The following is a 16,080-nucleotide window of genomic DNA, read 5'->3' as shown; positions in this document are numbered from 1 at the left end:
GCTGCTCGCCTCGTGGTGAGCGGTCCGCGGGGAGGCTTGCGATGAAACCGACCGACCTCGCGAAGGCAGCGGCCGCGCTGCCGGACGCCTGGAGTTCCTCCGCCCTGGGAAGGGTGGGGACGGCCTGCGTGAAAGTCCTGCGCATGGACGGCCGCACGGTCCCGGAAGAGGTACACGGCGCCGACGAGGTGCTGCTGGTCCTCGACGGGCGGCTGGAACTGCTGGTGGAAGGTGCCGAAGTCCCCGTGGAAGCGGGTGAGATGTACCGGGTACCGGCAGGCGCGCGTCACGCCGTCGGACCGGGCAGTCGCGGCACGCTGGTGATCGTGGAGGAATCCGGGTCCTGACGGGGCGGCTTCAGGCGGCGGAGAGGCGGGCCCGGTACGGCGGGCGGCTCCGCACCGGGACGGAGCCGCCACCGCACGATCGTGAGGCGCTCCGCCGCCGACTACCGCGCCACGCCCTTGACGCCCTCCAGGAACGACCGCCACGAAGCCGTCCCGAAGACGAGCACCCGGCCGTGGGGGACCTTGCTGTCCCGTACGGGGACGAGACCGGGGCAGCCGTCGGCGACCTCGACGCAGTTCGTGCCGCCCCCGTCGCTGTAGGAGGACTTGCGCCAGGTCACGGTAGTGGGGTCAGGGAGTCGGTTCACGGTCTGCACTCCTCCAGAAGTTCTTTGATGAACGTCATCGACTCCACCGGAGTCAGAGCCGCGTCCCTGACCAGATCGTAGGACAGGCGGAACGACAGGACCTTGTCCGGATCGTCGATCAGCTCGCCGAACCCGTTGCCTTCCACGTAGGCAACGGGATCACCGGTCCGTTGCCACAGAAGCCAGAGGTGGCTGTCCATGAGGTCGTGCACGCCGGCCGTGTAGGGCAGCACCTGGAGTGCGACAGAGGGCAGTTCAGCCGCGTCCAGAAGATACGACAGTTGGTCCTTCCACACCTTCGCGTCCGGGACGCGTCGCCGCAGCGCGCCCTCGTCCAGGATCACGCGAACGCTCGGCGCGGGCTGGCGGTACAGCAGCTCCTGCCGTCCCAGCCTCAGGGCCACCTGCTCCTCGACTGCCTCGCTGTTGCCCGTCGTTGCCTGGGCGCCCGACAACCCCGACAACACCGCGCGGGCGTAGTCCTCGGTCTGCAACAAGCCGGGCACCCGGAGTTGGAACAACCACATCACCCGCGCCGTCGCTTCGAGCTCCATGAACGCCTTGTACTTGTCCTTGACGACCTCGTGGCGCGCATCCCGCCACAGCCGGACCAGCAGGTCACCGGTGCCGTGATAGCGGTCCAGGTCCTCCATGACCGCCCGCTTGGAGAGCCGTTCTCCCTTCTCCAAGCGGTACAGGTAGCTCTTGTCGTACGACGTCTCCTCAGCCAGCTGTCCGAGGGACTTGCCTGCTTTCTCCCGCAGTATCCGAAGGGTTTCCCCGAGCTCCTCACGCCTCGACTCCCGTTCTCCGCCCGGGTTTTCGACCATGTCGCCCCTCCCCGTTGTCTGCTCCGCAGGCAACACCAGCCCTCTTCCGCAGCGTACGCCGACCCGGTGACGATCGATGCACCAACGGTAATCGCCGCAGGTCGCCACCCCGAAGGGACAGCCTCCATGCACACGCCCCCGCTCCGTCTCCTCCCCTGGACCACCCCCGAGGGCAAGCCCTGCTATCTGAGCACCGACAGCAGCCACAGCCGGCTCTCCCTGCTCGCCGACGACATCGAGGAAGCCCAGCTGGAATCCGGCGCACAGGTGCTCGCGGGTGCCAGAGCCGTGCTCGGGGACGCGAAGGCCGGCGAACAGGCCGTGCGGTTCGCGCTGACCAGAGCGACGGAAGCGCTGGACGACGTCCTGCGGATCGCGGTCAGCCGGGAGCTGCGCATCCCCCACCCGGTCGAGTGATCCGGCCTCGTTCCACCAGGTCAGGCAGGCCACAGTACGTAGCGTGACGACGTTGCTTGTCCCCCGAGCAGGTCCAGCCCACATTTGAGGAGGTGACGCCACCATGACCGCTCTTGCGTACGAGAGGCCCGAGACCATGTCCGAGTTCGCAGCGACCGGAACGGAGCAGGGCCCCGGCCTGGACGAGGTCGTGTGGCAGGCGTGGAAGGCCATGGAACTCCCGGAGGGCTACCGCGCCGAGATCATCGAGGGAGCCATCGAGGTGTCGCCCACCGGCCGCCTGCCCCACGCCCGGACCGTCAACCGGCTGCGCAACGCGCTGGTGCGTTTCCTGGGCGAGGGCGAGTACTCGGCGTACCAGGACGCCAACGTCGTCTTCCGGCGCAGGACGTGGATCCCCGACCTCTTCGTCGCACCGGACGACCTGGAACCGTACGCGGACGAGGACGGGCTCGGCGTCGACGCGGCGGCGGTTCGTCTGGTGGTCGAGGTGGTCTCCCCCGGCAGGCACAACGAGGACCGCGATCGGGTCAGGAAGCGCCGCGAGTACGCCCGTGCCGGGAACCTCGTGTACGTGATCATCGACGACCACGATGCCCAGGGCACGGTCACCGTGCTCACCGAACCCCGCCCCGACAAGGGTGACTGGCTGGGTGTCGTACGCGTCCCCTACGGGACGGACGTCGAGATCCCGAAGGGACCCGCGACGGGCTTCGTGATCGGAGAGGCGATCACCGGCCCCAAGCACACCTGATCCCGGACGGGGAGTCACGTGACGGGTGTGATTGTCGGCTTCCCCTTGTGTGCAACAGCCCGTTGCACAATTGCCCTGGAGACTCGACACCTTCCTCATGCGACAGCGCCGGGCGCAGCGCAAGCGGGAAAAGGAACGGGCCCGTGACCGGTGAGGGTCGCGGGCCCGCGGGAAGAGCGTGGAGCGCTACTTCACGATGGTGATGCGGTCCGCCGCCGGCGGGGCGAGGGGGGCGCTCGCCGAGGAGTTGGCCGTCAGGTACTGCACGAAGGCCGCCAGGTCGTCGGAGCCGACGAGTTCGTCCGTGCCCCGGCCCATCGTGGTGAAGCCGTCGCCGCCGCCCGCGAGGAAGCTGTTCGCCGCGACGCGGTAGGTGGCCGCCGGGTCGATGGGGGCGCCGTTCAGGCGGATGGAGCCGGTGACGACGCGGTCGGCGCCCGACTTGGTCAGGTCCAGGGTGTAGGTGAGGCCGGAGGAGACCTGGAGGATCTTCGGGGAGGCCTCGTTGGGGCCGCTGACCTGCTCCTTGAGGACCTGGACCAGCTGGGCGCCCGTGTAGCTGCGCAGGTTCACCGTGTTGGCGAAGGGCTGGACCGTGAAGCCCTCGGCGTACGTGACGACGCCGTCGCCCTCGCTGCCCGAGGCCGCGTAGGTCAGGGGCGCGCGGATGCCGCCCGGGTTCATCAGGGCGAGGTCGGTCTCCGGGTCCAGGGACCTGCCGTGGGCCAGTTGCGCGTCGGCGATCAGGTCACCGAGCGGGGACTCGGTGCCGGTGCGGTCGATGTCACCGGAGATGTAGCCGACGGGGCGGTTGCCGATGGGGGCGGCGAGGGTGTTCCAGCGGTCGATCAGGCGGGTCATGTCCGGCGCCTTCGCCACGTCCCGGGTGACGACGTGGTTGGCCGACTTCACCGAGGTGCGGGCGATGTCGCCGGTGGCGCGGTCGTAGGTGAGCGTCGTGTCCGTGTAGAGGCGGCCGAAGGAGGACGCCGACGTGACCGTGCGGGGCTTGCCCGCCGGGTCGGGGATCGTGCAGACGTACGCGCTGTGGGTGTGGCCGGTGACCAGGGCGTCGACCTGCGGCGAGACCTTCTTGGCGATGTCGACGATCGGGCCGGAGACGCCGTCGCCGGCGCCCGGGGAGTCGCAGTCGTAGTTGTAGGAGGACGAGGCGGGGAAGCCGCCCTCGTGGATGAGGGCGACGATCGACTTCACGCCCTGGCGCTCCAGCTCCTTGGCGTACTTGTTGATCGTGTCGACCTCGTCCTTGAACGTCAGGCCCTTGACGCCCTCCGCCGAGACGATGTCCGGGGTGCCCTCCAGGGTCACGCCGATGAAGCCGAGCTTGACGCCCTTGTGCTTCCACACCCAGTAGGGCTTGAGGAGGGGCTTGCCGGTCTTCTCGTCCTGGACGTTCGCGGCGAGGTAGGGGAAGTCGGCGCCCTCGAACTCCTCGTCCGTGTAGCAGCCGTCGACGGGGTGGCAGCCGCCGTTCTGCAGGCGGGCCAGTTCCTTGGCGCCCTCGTCGAACTCGTGGTTGCCGACGCTCGACACGTCGAGGTCGAGCTTGTTCAGCGCCTCGACGGTCGGCTCGTCGTGGAAGAGTCCGGACAGCAGCGGGGAGGCGCCGACCATGTCGCCGCCGGCCGCGGTGACGGAGTACGGGTGGCCCTTGCGGGCCTGGCGCAGGTGCGTGGCGAGGTACTCGACGCCGCCCGCGTCGACCGTCTTCGTCGTACCGTCCGGCTGGACCTCGGTGACGCGGCCGGAGGAGCCGGCCGGGGGCTCCAGGTTGCCGTGCAGGTCGTTGAAGGAGAGGAGCTGGACGTCCTGGTAGCGGCCCGGCTTGTGGTGACCGCGGTCGTGGCCCCGGTGGTTCCCGTCCGCGACCGCCGACGCCGGCAGGGCCGCCGCGGCGAGCGCCCCGGCGGTGGCGACGGTGGCGGCGGCGACGAGCAGACGGGCCGTACGGCGTCTGCGGCGCGGCTGGTGCGGCTGTGCTGTGGCTGGCATGCGGCCCCCTGTGGGTGTGCGTGACACGAGCCGCTGAGGAGACGGCCCGACGGCGCGACAGCCTAGGGTCAACGCGCGTAGCGCGACAGGGGGTCCCGGGTTACATCCTGGTTTACCTTGCCCGTCCGGTGCCGACAGCGGTACCGATCCCACGACCGCTCGCGATACCACCGCTTTACCACCCCCTCGCCTTAACCTCGTACACATGACCAGCGACGACACCATGCGGCCCGGCCGCCCCCGTTCGATCGAGACCCTCTCCGCGCTCACCCCGGAGCAGACCGACGCCGTCCTCGCCCTGCTCGCCGAGGCCGCCCGTACCGACGGGCAGCAGGCCGTGTCCGAGCAGGGCCGGCTGCAGCTGCGCGGCCCGGCGCGGGAAGGCGTCTCGCACCTGCTGCTCACCGTCGACGGCGGCGAACTCGTCGGCTACGCCCAGCTGGAGGGCACCGACCCGATCGAGCCCCCGGCCGCCGAGCTGGTCATCCACCCCTCGCGCCGGGGGCAGGGGCACGGGCGGGCGCTGGGCTCCGCGCTGCTCGCCGCGTCCGGCAAGCGGCTGCGACTCTGGGCGCACGGCGGCCACTCCGCCGCCCGGCACCTCGCACAGGTGCTGGGGCTGACCCTCTTCCGCGAACTGCGGCAGATGCGCCGCCCGTTGGCGGACCTGGACCTGCCGGACCCGCGCCTGCCCGAGGGCGTGAGCGTGCGTACCTTCGTGCCCGGGCAGGACGACGCGGCCTGGCTCGCCGTGAACGCCGCCGCCTTCGCCCACCACCCCGAGCAGGGCTCCCTCACCCAGCGGGACCTCGACGACCGCAAGGCCGAGGCGTGGTTCGACCCGGCAGGCTTCTTCCTCGCCGAGCGCGACGGCGAGCTGATCGGCTTCCACTGGACGAAGGTGCACGCCGAGGAGGGGCTCGGCGAGGTGTACGTTCTCGGCATCCGCCCCGACGCCCAGGGCGGCGGGCTGGGCAGGGCGCTGACCACCATCGGCCTGCGGCACCTGGCGGAGCGGGGACTGCCCACGGCGATGCTGTACGTCGACGCCGACAACAAGGCGGCGGTGTCCGTCTACGAGCGTCTGGGCTTCGTCACCCACGAGACGGACCTGATGTACCGCACGGAGACCTGAGCCTCCCGCCCCTCCGGCACGCCCTGGTGCGTCACACCCCCGGCGTGCCGGGCGGGCCGGCCGTCCCCCGCGCGCCGGCGGCCCGCACGCGCCCCCGGCGTCCCACCGGCTCCGGTCCGCTCGCCGCCCACAGCGCGGCGGCCGCCGCCAGCAGCACCGCCCACCGGTCGTGCGCCGCCGCCCACCTCGGGTCGTCCGGGACCACGAACAGCGCCCAGTCCTCGGGCAGCAGCAGGGGCGCGAGGACGGCCGCGACCAGCAGGGCCGCCGCGACGGCGGGACCGGGGCGCGGCTCCTCCGTCAGCCGGACCGTCCCCGCCGCGCCGGCGAGCGCCAGCACGCCGATCACCGCCGCCTCCAGCGTCATGTCACCGGCCGGGGGCCGGAGGCCGGCGGGGACGAGCAGCAGCACCGCGGCCCACCACAGCGCGGCGAACGGCGCGACGAGGGCCACCCGCAGCGCCTGCCGCAGGGGGCGCCGGGCCGGGACGGGCGTGGTCAGGTGCCGGGCCCGGTCGTCCAGCAGGAAGGCCAGGCCGAGCGCGCCGGTCAGGGCGATGCCTCGTAGCAGGGTGAGCGTCTGCCAGGGCGTCGGTTCGGCGCCGGTCAGCCTCGGGACCGAGGCGAGCAGCAGGCCGAGGGCGCCGGCGGCGGCCAGGGTCCGTCGCGGCAGCGTGCGCCACACGGGCACCACCAGAGCCCGCGTCACTCCCCGCGTCACTCCCCGCGCCGCTCCCCTCGGCTCCCCCCGCGCCTCTTCTCTCGCCTCTTCTCTCGCCTCTCCCCGCGTCACTCCTCGCACGAGTCCGCCTTCCCGGGCCCGGCGACGCCCAGCAGCCCGGCCGCCTCGGCCGTGGTGACGCCCGGGGCGGTCAGCTCGGCCCAGTGCGCCTTCACCCGCTCGGCGACACCGGGGCGCGGCTCCTCCAGCAGCCGCCGTACGACGTCGGTCTGACCCTCCGTCATCGTCAGCGGGTCGGTGGGCGACAGGACCACGGCGGAGCCCTCCACGCTGTCGTCGAGACGGACCCGGCGCAGGGCGCCCATCGGGTCGTCCTGCCAGCTCAGGGAGAGCCACATGAGGGTGACCATCCGCCCGTCGCACACCGTGCCCGCCGCCGCCTCGCTGCCGGTGACCAGGACGGCGGCGACGGCGGTGGAGAACTCCGGGACCCGGTTGCCGCCCCAGGCGGTGCCCACGGTGACCTGGTGCGGTGCGCTCAGCGGGGGGATCGCGGCGTCGGCCTCCAGGCCGTACCGGGCGTCGATCCGCTGCCGTACCAGGAGCCGCCGCTCGTGCGCGGTGCCGCCCGCGAGGGACTGGACGCGGTCCACCACCCCGGCCCAGTCGGCGGTCCGCGGCTCCCACTCGGGGAAGGCGCAGTACGCCGACCGGCCCCGCTCGACGCAGGTCTGCTCCTTCTCCGGGCTCACCGAGGCCCGTTCGCGGGCCGCGGTCAGCTCCGGCGACGGGTCCACGCCCCGGGCCTGCAGGACACCGCCGGTCACCGCGAGCGCGAGGGACAGGGCGGCGCCCGCCCGTACGGCGACGCCCGCCCGGGCGGACCGTCCGCGACCGCCGGCGGCCAGTACGGCGAGGAAGCCCGCGCACAGGGCGGCGCCCGCCAGGTACAGGGCGTGCCAGGCGGCGGGGCGTCCCAGCAGGTCGGAGGGGAGGGGGGCGGTGTTGTTCGCGATGACGACCGGGGACAGCCAGGACAGTCCGCCCGTGCTGCCCGGAACGGTGCCGAGGACGAGGGTGAACAGCAGGCAGACGACCAGCAGCGGCGCGGCGAGCGCCGACCGCACCACCCCGGCCAGCAGCACGCCGAGCGCCCCGAGGAGCAGTACCGTCAGCGGTCCGGTGAGCAGCTCGGCCGGCGAACCGCTGCCGACCGCGCCCGGTTTGGCGGCCTCCCAGGCGAACTGGCCCGCCACGCACACCGCGGTGAGCGCGGCGGCCGGTACGACGGACAGCGCGTGGGCCGCCGTACGGCGCCAGGGCGCCACGACCAGGATCGCGAACTGGTCCGCCGTGCCGTGCCGTACGGAGCGCAGGGCGGCGGAGTTGGCGGACAGCAGGACGGCGAGGCCGACGAGCAGGGGACCGCCCTGGGTGGCGCGGTCGGCGTCCTGGAGCACCGGGTACCCGTCCCAGGAGGACCGGGTGCGCCACACGATCCAGGCGACATAGGCGGCGAAGGCGAGGACGACGGGGACGCTCAGCAGCAGCCGGCGCGTCTCGAAGCGGGCCAGGGCGAGCACCGCCCGTGCGCCCCCGGGTGATCCGTACTGCACGGCGGGCGGGGCGGCGGTCGGGGCGGCGGTCGGTACGGTGCTCATGCCGCCACCTCCGCGCCGGTGCCGTCGAGGGTCAGCAGGTAGCCGTCCTCCAGGGTGGGTTCGAGGAGTGCGGCACCGGCGGGCGGGTCGCCCACGTTGCGGAAGGAACCGGTGCCGGTGCGCCAGCCTGCCTTCGCCCCCGGATCGCGTTCCGTACTGCTCCACACGCGTCCGGCGGCCCGCGCGGTCAGCTCGGCGGGGGTGCCGTCGAAGCGCACGGCGCCGGCGGCCAGGACGACGACCCGGTGGCAGAGCATCGCCACGTCCTCGGTCTGGTGGGTGGAGAGCAGCACCGTCCGCCCCTCCCCCGCGCCGGCGATCAGTTCCCGGAACCGCATCCGCTGCTCGGGGTCGAGTCCGACGGTCGGCTCGTCCAGGACGAGGAAGCCGGGGTCGCCGACCAGTGCCGCCGCCAGCGCGACCCGCTGCCGCATGCCGCCGGACAGTTTCCTGATGCGCCTGCCGCGCACGTCGCCCAGGTCGACCTCGTCCAGCACGCGCCGCACCTCGCGGTGGCGGGCGGCCCGGTCGGTGAGCTCCTTCAGGATCGCGACGTAGTCGACGAACTCGAAGGCGGTGAAGTCCGGGTGGAAGCCGGGGGTCTGCGGCAGGTAGCCGAGGCACCGCCGCACCTCCTGCCGGCCGCGGGCGGTGCCCGGGTCGTGTCCGAGCACGGTGAAGGAGCCCCGGTCGGCGGGCACGGCGGTCGCCAGCACCCGCAGCAGCGTGGTCTTCCCGGCGCCGTTGGGGCCGAGCAGCCCGGTGACGCCCGGGGTCAGCCGCAGCGACACCTCGTCCAGGGCGCGGGTGCGCCCGTAGTGGAGGCTGAGCCCGGAGGCGGAGACGGTGACGGTCATACGGCACTCCCGTACGGAGAAGGGACGAGGAAGAAAGCTGCGGACGGAGAACCACCGCGCGGCGGAGCAGCACCGGCCGAAGCGGCGGCGGACGGAGAGGCACCGGACGACGCAGCGGCACCGGACGACGCAGCGGCGCCGGACGACGCAGCGGCGCCGGTGCGAGAGGGAAGGCGGCTCACACGGCCCGCCCCGGCGAGACGTCGAACCGGTCGCGGAACAGAACCAGCAGCCCCGCCCCCAGCGCCGCCACGGCCGCGGACACGCCCTGCCCGGCCGCGGTGAACGGCGCCAGCGGGCCGTCCGCCGCCGCCCGTGCCGCGTCCGCGGCGAACAGCACCGCGCCCCACCCCCCGGCGACCACCGAGGGCGCGGCCACCGGCCCCAGCCGGGGCGTCAGCGCCAGCCCGGACGCGGTGAGGGCGAGCGCGGGCAGCAGCCAGCCCAGGGCGCGCAGCCCGTACCCGGGCAGGGCGAGGGTGGCCAGGCCGTTGACCCCGAGCCCGACGGTGAGGACGGCGACCGTGCGGATCATCAGCAGCCGGAAGCCGTGCATCGGCGAGACGACCGCCATCTCGTACGTGGGATCCAGCGCGGGCCCGTAGGCGAGGGCCACCCCCGCCAGCGGCAGCAGCGGCGCGAAGGCCAGGAAGACCGCCGGCCTTCCGGTGGCGCCGGAGGCGAGGGCGACGGCGACCGTCATCGCCAGCACGGCGAGGACCGCGCCGAGCCAGGACCGGCGCAGCACCGGTGTCGCGGCGAGCAGCCGCGCCGTGTGACCGGCGACGCCGCACCGCACCAGCAGCCCCTCGAGCCGTCCGGGCCGGGGCGCGTCCAGCTCGGCGTCGAGCCGTTCCCACCCGGCGTCCAGGGCGGCGGCGTCGCTCACCCCGGCGAGGACGTCCCGGCACCGCGCGCACGCGGTGAGGTGGGTGTCGGCGGACCACAGCGCGGGCGCCGCGAGCTCGCCCGCGGCGTACGCGCGCAGGTCGTCCTCGTCCACGTGCCAGCCGCTCTCGCTTCTCATGCCAGTGCCTCCCGCAGCTGCCGGCGGGCCCGCATCGCCCGCGTCTTGACCGTGCCCGGCGGGATGCCGAGCAGGACGGCGGCCTCGCGGGTGGTCAGCCCGTCGAGGACCGTGGCCTGGAGCACCGCGCGCAGCTCCGGCGAGAGCCGGACGAGCGCGCCGGCCAGGTCCCCGTGCTCGACGCCGGCGAGCACCCGCTCCTCGGCCGACGCCTCGTCCCGGTGCCGCAGCCGGGCCAGCGCCTGCCGCAGCCGCCCCCGGGCGCCGTCGCCACGCAGCGCGTCGACCAGCCGCCGGGACCCGATCCGCCACAGCCAGCCGGCCACGTCCCCGTCCTCCCGGTAGCGGGCGCTGCCCCGCCACACCGCGAGGAACGTCTCCTGGACGACGTCGTCGACGACGCCCGCGTCGGCGCAGCGGCCGCGCATACGGGCGGTCAGCCAGGGGGCGTACCGCCGGTACAGCTCCTCGAAGGCGCGCCGGTCGGCGTCCGCCGCGACGGCGCGCAGCAGCTCCCCGTCGCTTCTCGTTTCGCTCACGTCTCCTCATCGCACGAGCCGGCCCGACCGGTTCACACGATCACAGGACGATCTCCCGGACGGCGGCGGGGACGGGGCGGGGCATTGGGGCGGGGAACGCCGGTGTGCCGTGGTCCGCCCGCCGGAGGACTCCGCCCGCCGGAGGTCTCCCGCTATCCCACACGTCATGTCCCCGTAACCGTCGATTCAGACGGCCTTGCGACCCTCGCCGAATGAAGCCGACCGTGCCGCCACCAGGAGCAGAGCATTCCGCGCCCTCCGACGCGCCTGTCCTGAGCGTGACGCGGAAGAATGGGTTCATGAGGCAGCCGAACACCCAGGCAGAGGTCCAGCACCAGCAGCCCTCCGTGGGCTCCATCACCGCGCACCGCTCGCACACCGTGGCCGCCGCCGTCTCCGACCTGGAGCCCGACCTCGACGCCGATCTCGACGCGTACGAGGAGTCGCTGGAGGCCCGGGCGGACGGCACGGGCGGGGGCACCGCGCTTCCGCAGGGCCGCTTCCTGGACCGCGAGCGCAGCTGGCTCGCGTTCAACGAGCGCGTCCTCGAGCTCGCCGAGGACCCGGCCACCCCGCTCCTGGAGCGGGCCAACTTCCTGGCGATCTTCGCCAGCAACCTGGACGAGTTCTTCATGGTCCGGGTCGCCGGCCTCAAGCGCCGCATCGCCGCCGGCGTCGCGACCCGTTCCGCCTCGGGTCTGCAGCCCCGCGAGGTGCTGGACATGATCTGGGCGCGTTCGCGCGAGCTGATGGCCCGGCACGCCGCCTGCTTCCAGGAGGACATCGCGCCCGCCCTCGCCGGGGAGGGCATCCACCTGGTCCGCTGGAACGAGCTGGCCGAGAAGGAGCAGGCCCGCCTGTTCACCCTCTTCCGGCACCAGATCTTCCCGGTCCTCACCCCCCTCGCCGTCGACCCCGCGCACCCCTTCCCGTACATCTCGGGTCTCTCGCTCAACCTCGCGGTCGTCGTCCGCAACCCGGTCACCGGCCACCGGCACTTCGCCCGCGTCAAGGTCCCCCCGCTGCTGTCCCGCTTCCTGGAGGCCGCCCCGGGCCGTTTCGTCCCCATCGAGGACGTCATCGCCGCGCACCTGGAGGAGCTGTTCCCGGGCATGGAGGTGCTGGAGAGCCACGCCTTCCGCGTCACCCGCAACGAGGATCTGGAGGTCGAGGAGGACGACGCCGAGAACCTCCTCAAGGCCCTCGAGAAGGAGCTGATGCGGCGCCGCTTCGGCCCGCCCGTCCGCCTGGAGGTCGAGGAGTCCATCGACCGCGAGGTCCTGGACCTCCTCGTGCGCGAGCTGAAGGTGAGCGAGGCGGAGGTCTACCCGCTGCCCGGTCCCCTGGACCTCACCGGTCTCTTCCGCATCCACAGCCTGGACCGTCCGGAGCTGAAGTACCGCAAGTTCGTCGCCGGCACCCACCGGGACCTCGCGGAGGTCGAGTCGGCGTCCGCGCCGGACATCTTCGCCGCCCTGCGCAGCCGCGACGTCCTGCTCCACCACCCGTACGACTCCTTCTCCACCTCCGTGCAGGCCTTCCTGGAGCAGGCGGCGGCCGACCCGGACGTGCTGGCGATCAAGCAGACGCTGTACCGCACCTCCGGCGACTCCCCGATAGTCGACGCGCTCATCGACGCGGCCGAGTCCGGCAAGCAGGTCCTCGTCCTGGTCGAGATCAAGGCCCGCTTCGACGAGCACGCCAACATCAAGTGGGCCCGCAAGCTGGAGGAGGCCGGCTGCCACGTCGTCTACGGGCTGGTGGGCCTGAAGACCCACTGCAAGCTGTCCCTGGTGGTACGGCAGGAGGGCGACACGCTCCGCCGCTACAGCCACGTCGGCACGGGCAACTACCACCCGAAGACGGCCCGCCTCTACGAGGACCTCGGTCTGCTCACCGCGGACCCGCAGGTCGGCGCGGACCTCTCCGACCTGTTCAACCGTCTCTCCGGCTACTCCCGCCGCGAGACCTACCGCCGTCTCCTGGTCGCCCCCAAGTCCCTGCGCGACGGGCTCGTCTCCCGCATCCACAAGGAGATCCAGCACCACCGCTCCGGACGCCCCGCCTCCATCCGCATCAAGGTCAACTCGATGGTCGACGAGGCCGTGATCGACGCGTGCTACCGCGCGTCCCAGGCCGGTGTCCCGGTCGGCATCTGGGTGCGCGGCATCTGCGCGCTGCGGCCGGGTGTGGAGGGGCTGTCGGAGAACATCCGGGTCCGTTCGGTCCTCGGCCGTTTCCTCGAGCACTCGCGCGTCTTCGCCTTCGGCAACGGGGGCGAGCCCGAGGTGTGGATAGGAAGCGCCGACATGATGCACCGCAACCTCGACCGCCGTATCGAGGCCCTGGTGCGGGTCACCGACCCGGCCCACCGGGCGGCCCTCGACCGGCTGCTGGAGACCGGCATGTCCGACGGCACCGCCTCCTGGCACCTCGGCCCGGACGGCGAGTGGACCCGGCACGCGACCGACGCGGACGGCCAGCCCCTGCGCAACGTCCAGGAGATGCTCATAGACGCCCGGAGGCGCCGGCGTGGCACAGCAACACCTTGATCCGACGGACCCCCGGACCGGCCTGCCCGGCCTGTCCGGCCTGTGCGACCCGGTCGGACCGGCCGCGAGGAAGGCGGGTGACGCGGGTGACGCGGGTGGCGCGGGAGAGGCGGCCGGGGCGGTGACCGCGGACGCCCTCGCGGGCTATCTGCGGGCCCAGGCCACCGAGTTCCTCCGTGCCCTGCGCCTGCACCGGGAGTCCGGCGGCGCGGGCGGGAACGGGGCGCACCACGCGCCCCCGCCCGCACGCAGACAGCCGTCCGGCACGGACGGCGCGGAGGGCACGGGCGGCGCGGAGGGGACCGCCCCGGCGTACACCGCCGGCCCCCTCGATCCCACGGCCCCCACGGCCCCCGTGGACCCCGCTCTCGCTCTGCGCCGCGCGGCCCGCCGCCTCAGCGGCACCCTGCACACGTACCAGCCCCTGCTGGACGCCGACTGGGCGGAGGAGATGCGCCCCGAACTGGCCTGGCTGTCCGGCACGCTGGCGCTGGAGCACGCGTACGCGTCCCGCCTGGAACGTCTGCTCCAGGCCCTGCACCGCCTGTCCGGTTCGTCCGCGCTCCCCGGCCGTCGTCCGGCGGCCGGCGCGCGGACCGCCACGGCGGCCGGCTCCGCGCCGGCCCTGACCATGACCGTGCCGCCGCCCGCCCACCCGTCGGCCAAGGCCCCGGACCGCGGCAGCCTCACCGTGGGTGCGGCGAAGGCGGGCGCCCTGCTCGACCGGCAGCTGACGCTGGCCCGCACCCGGGCCCACTCCACCGCGCTGCAGGCTCTGGGCAGCAGCCGTTTCCACGCGGTCGCCGACAAGGTCGCGTTACTGGCCAGCGAGGTCCCGCTGCGGACCACCGCGGCCATGGCCGACCTGCGCCCCCTCGCCTCGGCGGCGGAGGAACGCCTCGCCGACGCCGTGGCGGCGCTCCCGCTGGTCACCGCGGGGCACCCCTACAACGCGGAGGCGCTGGTCCACGGCCTGTCCCCGGACCCCGCACCGCACCCCCAGGACGCGCCGTGGCACCAGGTCCGCCTGCTGCTGCGCCTGCACCGCTACGCCCGTGAGGTCATCGCCCACAGCACCGCGGCCGGACACCCGCCCGCCGCCGACCCCCGCCTCCACGCCGCCGCCCAGGCCCTCGACCGTCATCGCGACGCCTCCGAGGCGGCCGCGGCGGCGGCCCACGCGGCCCGCACGCCCCGGATCGCACCGGCGACGGCGTACGCGCTCGGCGTGCTCCACGCCGACCAGCGGCACGAGGTGGAGGCGGCGCGGTACGCCTTCCAGCGCAGCTGGCAGAAGGACCCGGCCACCACCCGCGGCTGACCCCCGGTCGAGCCCCGGGCCCCTCCCCTCACCGGCGCACGACCGCCCGCGCCCCGGCACGCCCCCGGCGCGCCCCGCACACCACCGTCCCGCCCCCGCACGTCACCGTCCCCCACCCCGCACGTCACCCTCCCGTAACCCAGGGCCCCTCCGCCCCGCCCCACAGGCCCCGCTCCGCCGGGACCGCTCCGTGTCCTCGACGTAAGCGTTCCGTGACCTCACCGCACCGACCGCAGGGGTTCACCGTGCGTTCATTTACGCCCATCGGCGCCTTCACCTGTTCTGCCTAATTTCGGCCTTACCCGATACGGGGCGCACCTCGAAAGCGCGACCGTGTCGTTCAGTCCTCGCACGCCGCCGGATTTCAGGACGGCGGCTCCTGGAAGGAACTCCCTCAAGTGAAGCTTCAGCGCATGAACCGGCGGGCCCTCGCTCTCGGTGCTCTCGCCGTCTCCGGCGCCCTGGCCCTCACGGCGTGCGGCTCCGACGACACCGGTGGTTCCAGCAACGGCGGTGACGCCAGCGCCGCCGCCGCCAACAGCAACATCAAGTGCGACGACGCCAAGGGCCAGATCCAGGCGTCCGGCTCCTCGGCCCAGAAGAACGCCATCGACGCCTGGGTCAAGCAGTACACGGCGGCGTGCAAGGGCGTGCAGCTCAACTACCGCCCCGACGGTTCGGGCGCCGGCATCACGGCGTTCACCCAGGGACAGACCGCGTTCGCCGGTTCCGACTCGGCGCTGAAGCCCGACGAGATCGAGGCCTCCAAGAAGGTCTGCTCCGGCGGCCAGGGCATCGACCTGCCGATGGTCGGCGGCCCGATCGCGATCGGCTACAACGTCCCCGGCGTCGACACGCTGGTCCTGGACGCCCCCACGCTCGCCAAGATCTTCGACAGCCAGATCACCAACTGGAACGACGAGGCGATCAAGAAGCTCAACCCCGACGCCAAGCTGCCCGACCTGAAGATCCAGGCCTTCCACCGCTCCGACGAGTCGGGCACCACGGACAACTTCACCAAGTACCTCAAGGCCGCCGCCCCGAACGACTGGAAGTACGAGCCGGGCAAGGCGTGGGCGGCCAAGGGCGGCCAGTCCGCTCCCCAGTCCTCCGGCGTCGCCCAGCAGGTGAAGGCGACCAGCGGCGCGATCTCCTACTTCGAGCTCTCCTACGCCAAGGAGGGCATCAAGACGGTCGACATCAAGACCGAGGCCGCCGAGCCGGTCAAGGCCACCGTCGACAACGCCACCGCCGCCATCGGCGCCGCGAAGGTCGTCGGCACCGGCAAGGACCTCGCGCTGGAGCTGGACTACACCCCGAGCGCCGCCGGCGCCTACCCGCTGGTCCTCGTCACGTACGAGATCGTCTGCGACAAGGGCAACAAGCCCGACACCCTGCCCGCCACCAAGTCCTTCCTGAACTACATCGCCTCGGAGGACGGCCAGGGCCTGCTGAAGGAAGCCGGCTACGCCCCGATGCCGACCGAGATCATCACCAAGGTCCGCGAGACCATCTCGGGCCTGAGCTGACACGGGTGCGGTCCGGTCCCCCACGGGTGACCGGACCGCACCGTCCGGTGCACCGCCGCCAGGGGCCCCCGACACGCGGGCGGCCCCGTCCGGGCCGCCGCGCAGGCG

The 16,080-nt window shown here is 73.3% G+C and carries 15 protein-coding genes; 7 read left to right on the top strand and 8 right to left on the bottom strand.

Annotated elements, in window-relative coordinates:
- Positions 1 to 41 precede the first annotated feature (41 nt).
- Positions 42 to 347, top strand: coding sequence for a cupin domain-containing protein (locus ACFYOJ_RS32285; RefSeq protein WP_356557160.1), 306 nt, complete (start codon positions 42 to 44; stop codon positions 345 to 347).
- 101 nt (positions 348 to 448) lie between these two features.
- Here the strand turns inward: ACFYOJ_RS32285 and ACFYOJ_RS32280 are convergent, their stop codons facing one another.
- Positions 449 to 655 carry a DUF397 domain-containing protein gene (locus tag ACFYOJ_RS32280; protein ID WP_356557159.1) on the bottom strand — a complete coding sequence of 69 codons (207 nt, stop codon included), beginning with the start codon at positions 653 to 655 and terminating at the stop codon, positions 449 to 451.
- Complete coding sequence (locus tag ACFYOJ_RS32275) at positions 652 to 1,485, bottom strand: helix-turn-helix transcriptional regulator (protein ID WP_356557158.1); 834 nt, start codon at positions 1,483 to 1,485, stop codon at positions 652 to 654. Before ACFYOJ_RS32275 ends, ACFYOJ_RS32280 begins: the two co-directional genes overlap by 4 nt.
- Positions 1,486 to 1,611: 126 nt before the next feature.
- Between ACFYOJ_RS32275 and ACFYOJ_RS32270 the strand changes: the two genes are divergently transcribed.
- Together ACFYOJ_RS32270 and ACFYOJ_RS32265 are read left to right on the top strand one after the other, a co-directional pair.
- On the top strand, positions 1,612 to 1,902 hold the full coding sequence (locus ACFYOJ_RS32270) for a hypothetical protein (protein ID WP_356557157.1): 291 nt from the start codon (positions 1,612 to 1,614) through the stop codon (positions 1,900 to 1,902).
- Between the two features lie 103 nt (positions 1,903 to 2,005).
- Positions 2,006 to 2,656, top strand: coding sequence for a Uma2 family endonuclease (locus tag ACFYOJ_RS32265; RefSeq protein WP_356557156.1), 651 nt, complete (start codon positions 2,006 to 2,008; stop codon positions 2,654 to 2,656).
- A gap of 186 nt (positions 2,657 to 2,842) precedes the next feature.
- On the opposite strand, the gene ACFYOJ_RS32260 is transcribed toward ACFYOJ_RS32265, so the two are convergent.
- On the bottom strand, positions 2,843 to 4,669 hold the full coding sequence (locus ACFYOJ_RS32260) for a bifunctional metallophosphatase/5'-nucleotidase (RefSeq protein WP_356557155.1): 1,827 nt from the start codon (positions 4,667 to 4,669) through the stop codon (positions 2,843 to 2,845).
- Between the two features lie 205 nt (positions 4,670 to 4,874).
- Between ACFYOJ_RS32260 and mshD the strand changes: the two genes are divergently transcribed.
- Entirely contained in the window at positions 4,875 to 5,804 is a 930-nt protein-coding gene (mshD, locus tag ACFYOJ_RS32255) for a mycothiol synthase (protein ID WP_356557154.1), read from the top strand.
- Between the two features lie 31 nt (positions 5,805 to 5,835).
- Here mshD and ACFYOJ_RS32250 read toward each other — a convergent pair whose 3' ends face one another.
- The 5 genes from ACFYOJ_RS32250 to ACFYOJ_RS32230 all read right to left on the bottom strand — a co-directional run bounded on the left by ACFYOJ_RS32250 (position 5,836) and on the right by ACFYOJ_RS32230 (position 10,570).
- The gene (locus ACFYOJ_RS32250) at positions 5,836 to 6,513 is read right to left on the bottom strand and encodes an ABC transporter (protein WP_356557153.1); all 678 of its coding nucleotides are present in this window, start codon (positions 6,511 to 6,513) and stop codon (positions 5,836 to 5,838) included.
- 80 nt (positions 6,514 to 6,593) lie between these two features.
- Complete coding sequence (locus ACFYOJ_RS32245) at positions 6,594 to 8,147, bottom strand: ABC transporter permease (RefSeq protein WP_356557152.1); 1,554 nt, start codon at positions 8,145 to 8,147, stop codon at positions 6,594 to 6,596.
- Entirely contained in the window at positions 8,144 to 9,004 is an 861-nt protein-coding gene (locus tag ACFYOJ_RS32240; protein ID WP_356557151.1) for an ABC transporter ATP-binding protein, read from the bottom strand. The genes ACFYOJ_RS32245 and ACFYOJ_RS32240 overlap by 4 nt, the downstream gene beginning before the upstream one ends.
- Positions 9,005 to 9,182: 178 nt before the next feature.
- Complete coding sequence (locus tag ACFYOJ_RS32235; RefSeq protein ID WP_356557150.1) at positions 9,183 to 10,031, bottom strand: zf-HC2 domain-containing protein; 849 nt, start codon at positions 10,029 to 10,031, stop codon at positions 9,183 to 9,185.
- Positions 10,028 to 10,570, bottom strand: coding sequence for an RNA polymerase sigma factor (locus tag ACFYOJ_RS32230; RefSeq protein ID WP_356557149.1), 543 nt, complete (start codon positions 10,568 to 10,570; stop codon positions 10,028 to 10,030). Before ACFYOJ_RS32230 ends, ACFYOJ_RS32235 begins: the two co-directional genes overlap by 4 nt.
- Positions 10,571 to 10,869: 299 nt before the next feature.
- On the opposite strand from ACFYOJ_RS32230, the gene ACFYOJ_RS32225 reads away from it, so the two are divergent.
- The 3 genes from ACFYOJ_RS32225 (at position 10,870) to pstS (ending at position 15,972) form a co-directional block, all read left to right on the top strand.
- Positions 10,870 to 13,122: an RNA degradosome polyphosphate kinase gene (locus tag ACFYOJ_RS32225; RefSeq protein ID WP_356557148.1), complete on the top strand. Its 2,253-nt coding sequence runs from the start codon at positions 10,870 to 10,872 to the stop codon at positions 13,120 to 13,122.
- A complete protein-coding gene (locus ACFYOJ_RS32220; RefSeq protein ID WP_388598408.1) occupies positions 13,103 to 14,443 on the top strand; it encodes a CHAD domain-containing protein in 1,341 nt (446 codons plus the stop codon). The genes ACFYOJ_RS32225 and ACFYOJ_RS32220 overlap by 20 nt, the downstream gene beginning before the upstream one ends.
- 398 nt (positions 14,444 to 14,841) lie before the next feature.
- Positions 14,842 to 15,972: a phosphate ABC transporter substrate-binding protein PstS gene (pstS, locus tag ACFYOJ_RS32215; RefSeq protein ID WP_356557147.1), complete on the top strand. Its 1,131-nt coding sequence runs from the start codon at positions 14,842 to 14,844 to the stop codon at positions 15,970 to 15,972.
- Positions 15,973 to 16,080 lie beyond the last annotated feature (108 nt).

It is taken from the genome of Streptomyces sp. NPDC006384, assembly GCF_042870695.1.
Taxonomy (GTDB): domain Bacteria; phylum Actinomycetota; class Actinomycetes; order Streptomycetales; family Streptomycetaceae; genus Streptomyces.
This window is presented reverse-complemented; position numbering and strand designations above follow the sequence as displayed.

What these genes read in the sequence shown, in the direction of transcription:
- ACFYOJ_RS32285 (WP_356557160.1), top strand. Translation starts at nt 42, where the DNA reads ATGAAACCGACCGACCTCGCGAAGGCAGCGGCCGCGCTGCCGGACGCC.
- ACFYOJ_RS32275 (WP_356557158.1), bottom strand. Translation starts at nt 1,485, where the DNA reads ATGGTCGAAAACCCGGGCGGAGAACGGGAGTCGAGGCGTGAGGAGCTC.
- ACFYOJ_RS32270 (WP_356557157.1), top strand. Translation starts at nt 1,612, where the DNA reads ATGCACACGCCCCCGCTCCGTCTCCTCCCCTGGACCACCCCCGAGGGC.
- ACFYOJ_RS32265 (WP_356557156.1), top strand. Translation starts at nt 2,006, where the DNA reads ATGACCGCTCTTGCGTACGAGAGGCCCGAGACCATGTCCGAGTTCGCA.
- ACFYOJ_RS32260 (WP_356557155.1), bottom strand. Translation starts at nt 4,669, where the DNA reads ATGCCAGCCACAGCACAGCCGCACCAGCCGCGCCGCAGACGCCGTACG.
- mshD (WP_356557154.1), top strand. Translation starts at nt 4,875, where the DNA reads ATGACCAGCGACGACACCATGCGGCCCGGCCGCCCCCGTTCGATCGAG.
- ACFYOJ_RS32245 (WP_356557152.1), bottom strand. Translation starts at nt 8,147, where the DNA reads ATGAGCACCGTACCGACCGCCGCCCCGACCGCCGCCCCGCCCGCCGTG.
- ACFYOJ_RS32240 (WP_356557151.1), bottom strand. Translation starts at nt 9,004, where the DNA reads ATGACCGTCACCGTCTCCGCCTCCGGGCTCAGCCTCCACTACGGGCGC.
- ACFYOJ_RS32235 (WP_356557150.1), bottom strand. Translation starts at nt 10,031, where the DNA reads ATGAGAAGCGAGAGCGGCTGGCACGTGGACGAGGACGACCTGCGCGCG.
- ACFYOJ_RS32225 (WP_356557148.1), top strand. Translation starts at nt 10,870, where the DNA reads ATGAGGCAGCCGAACACCCAGGCAGAGGTCCAGCACCAGCAGCCCTCC.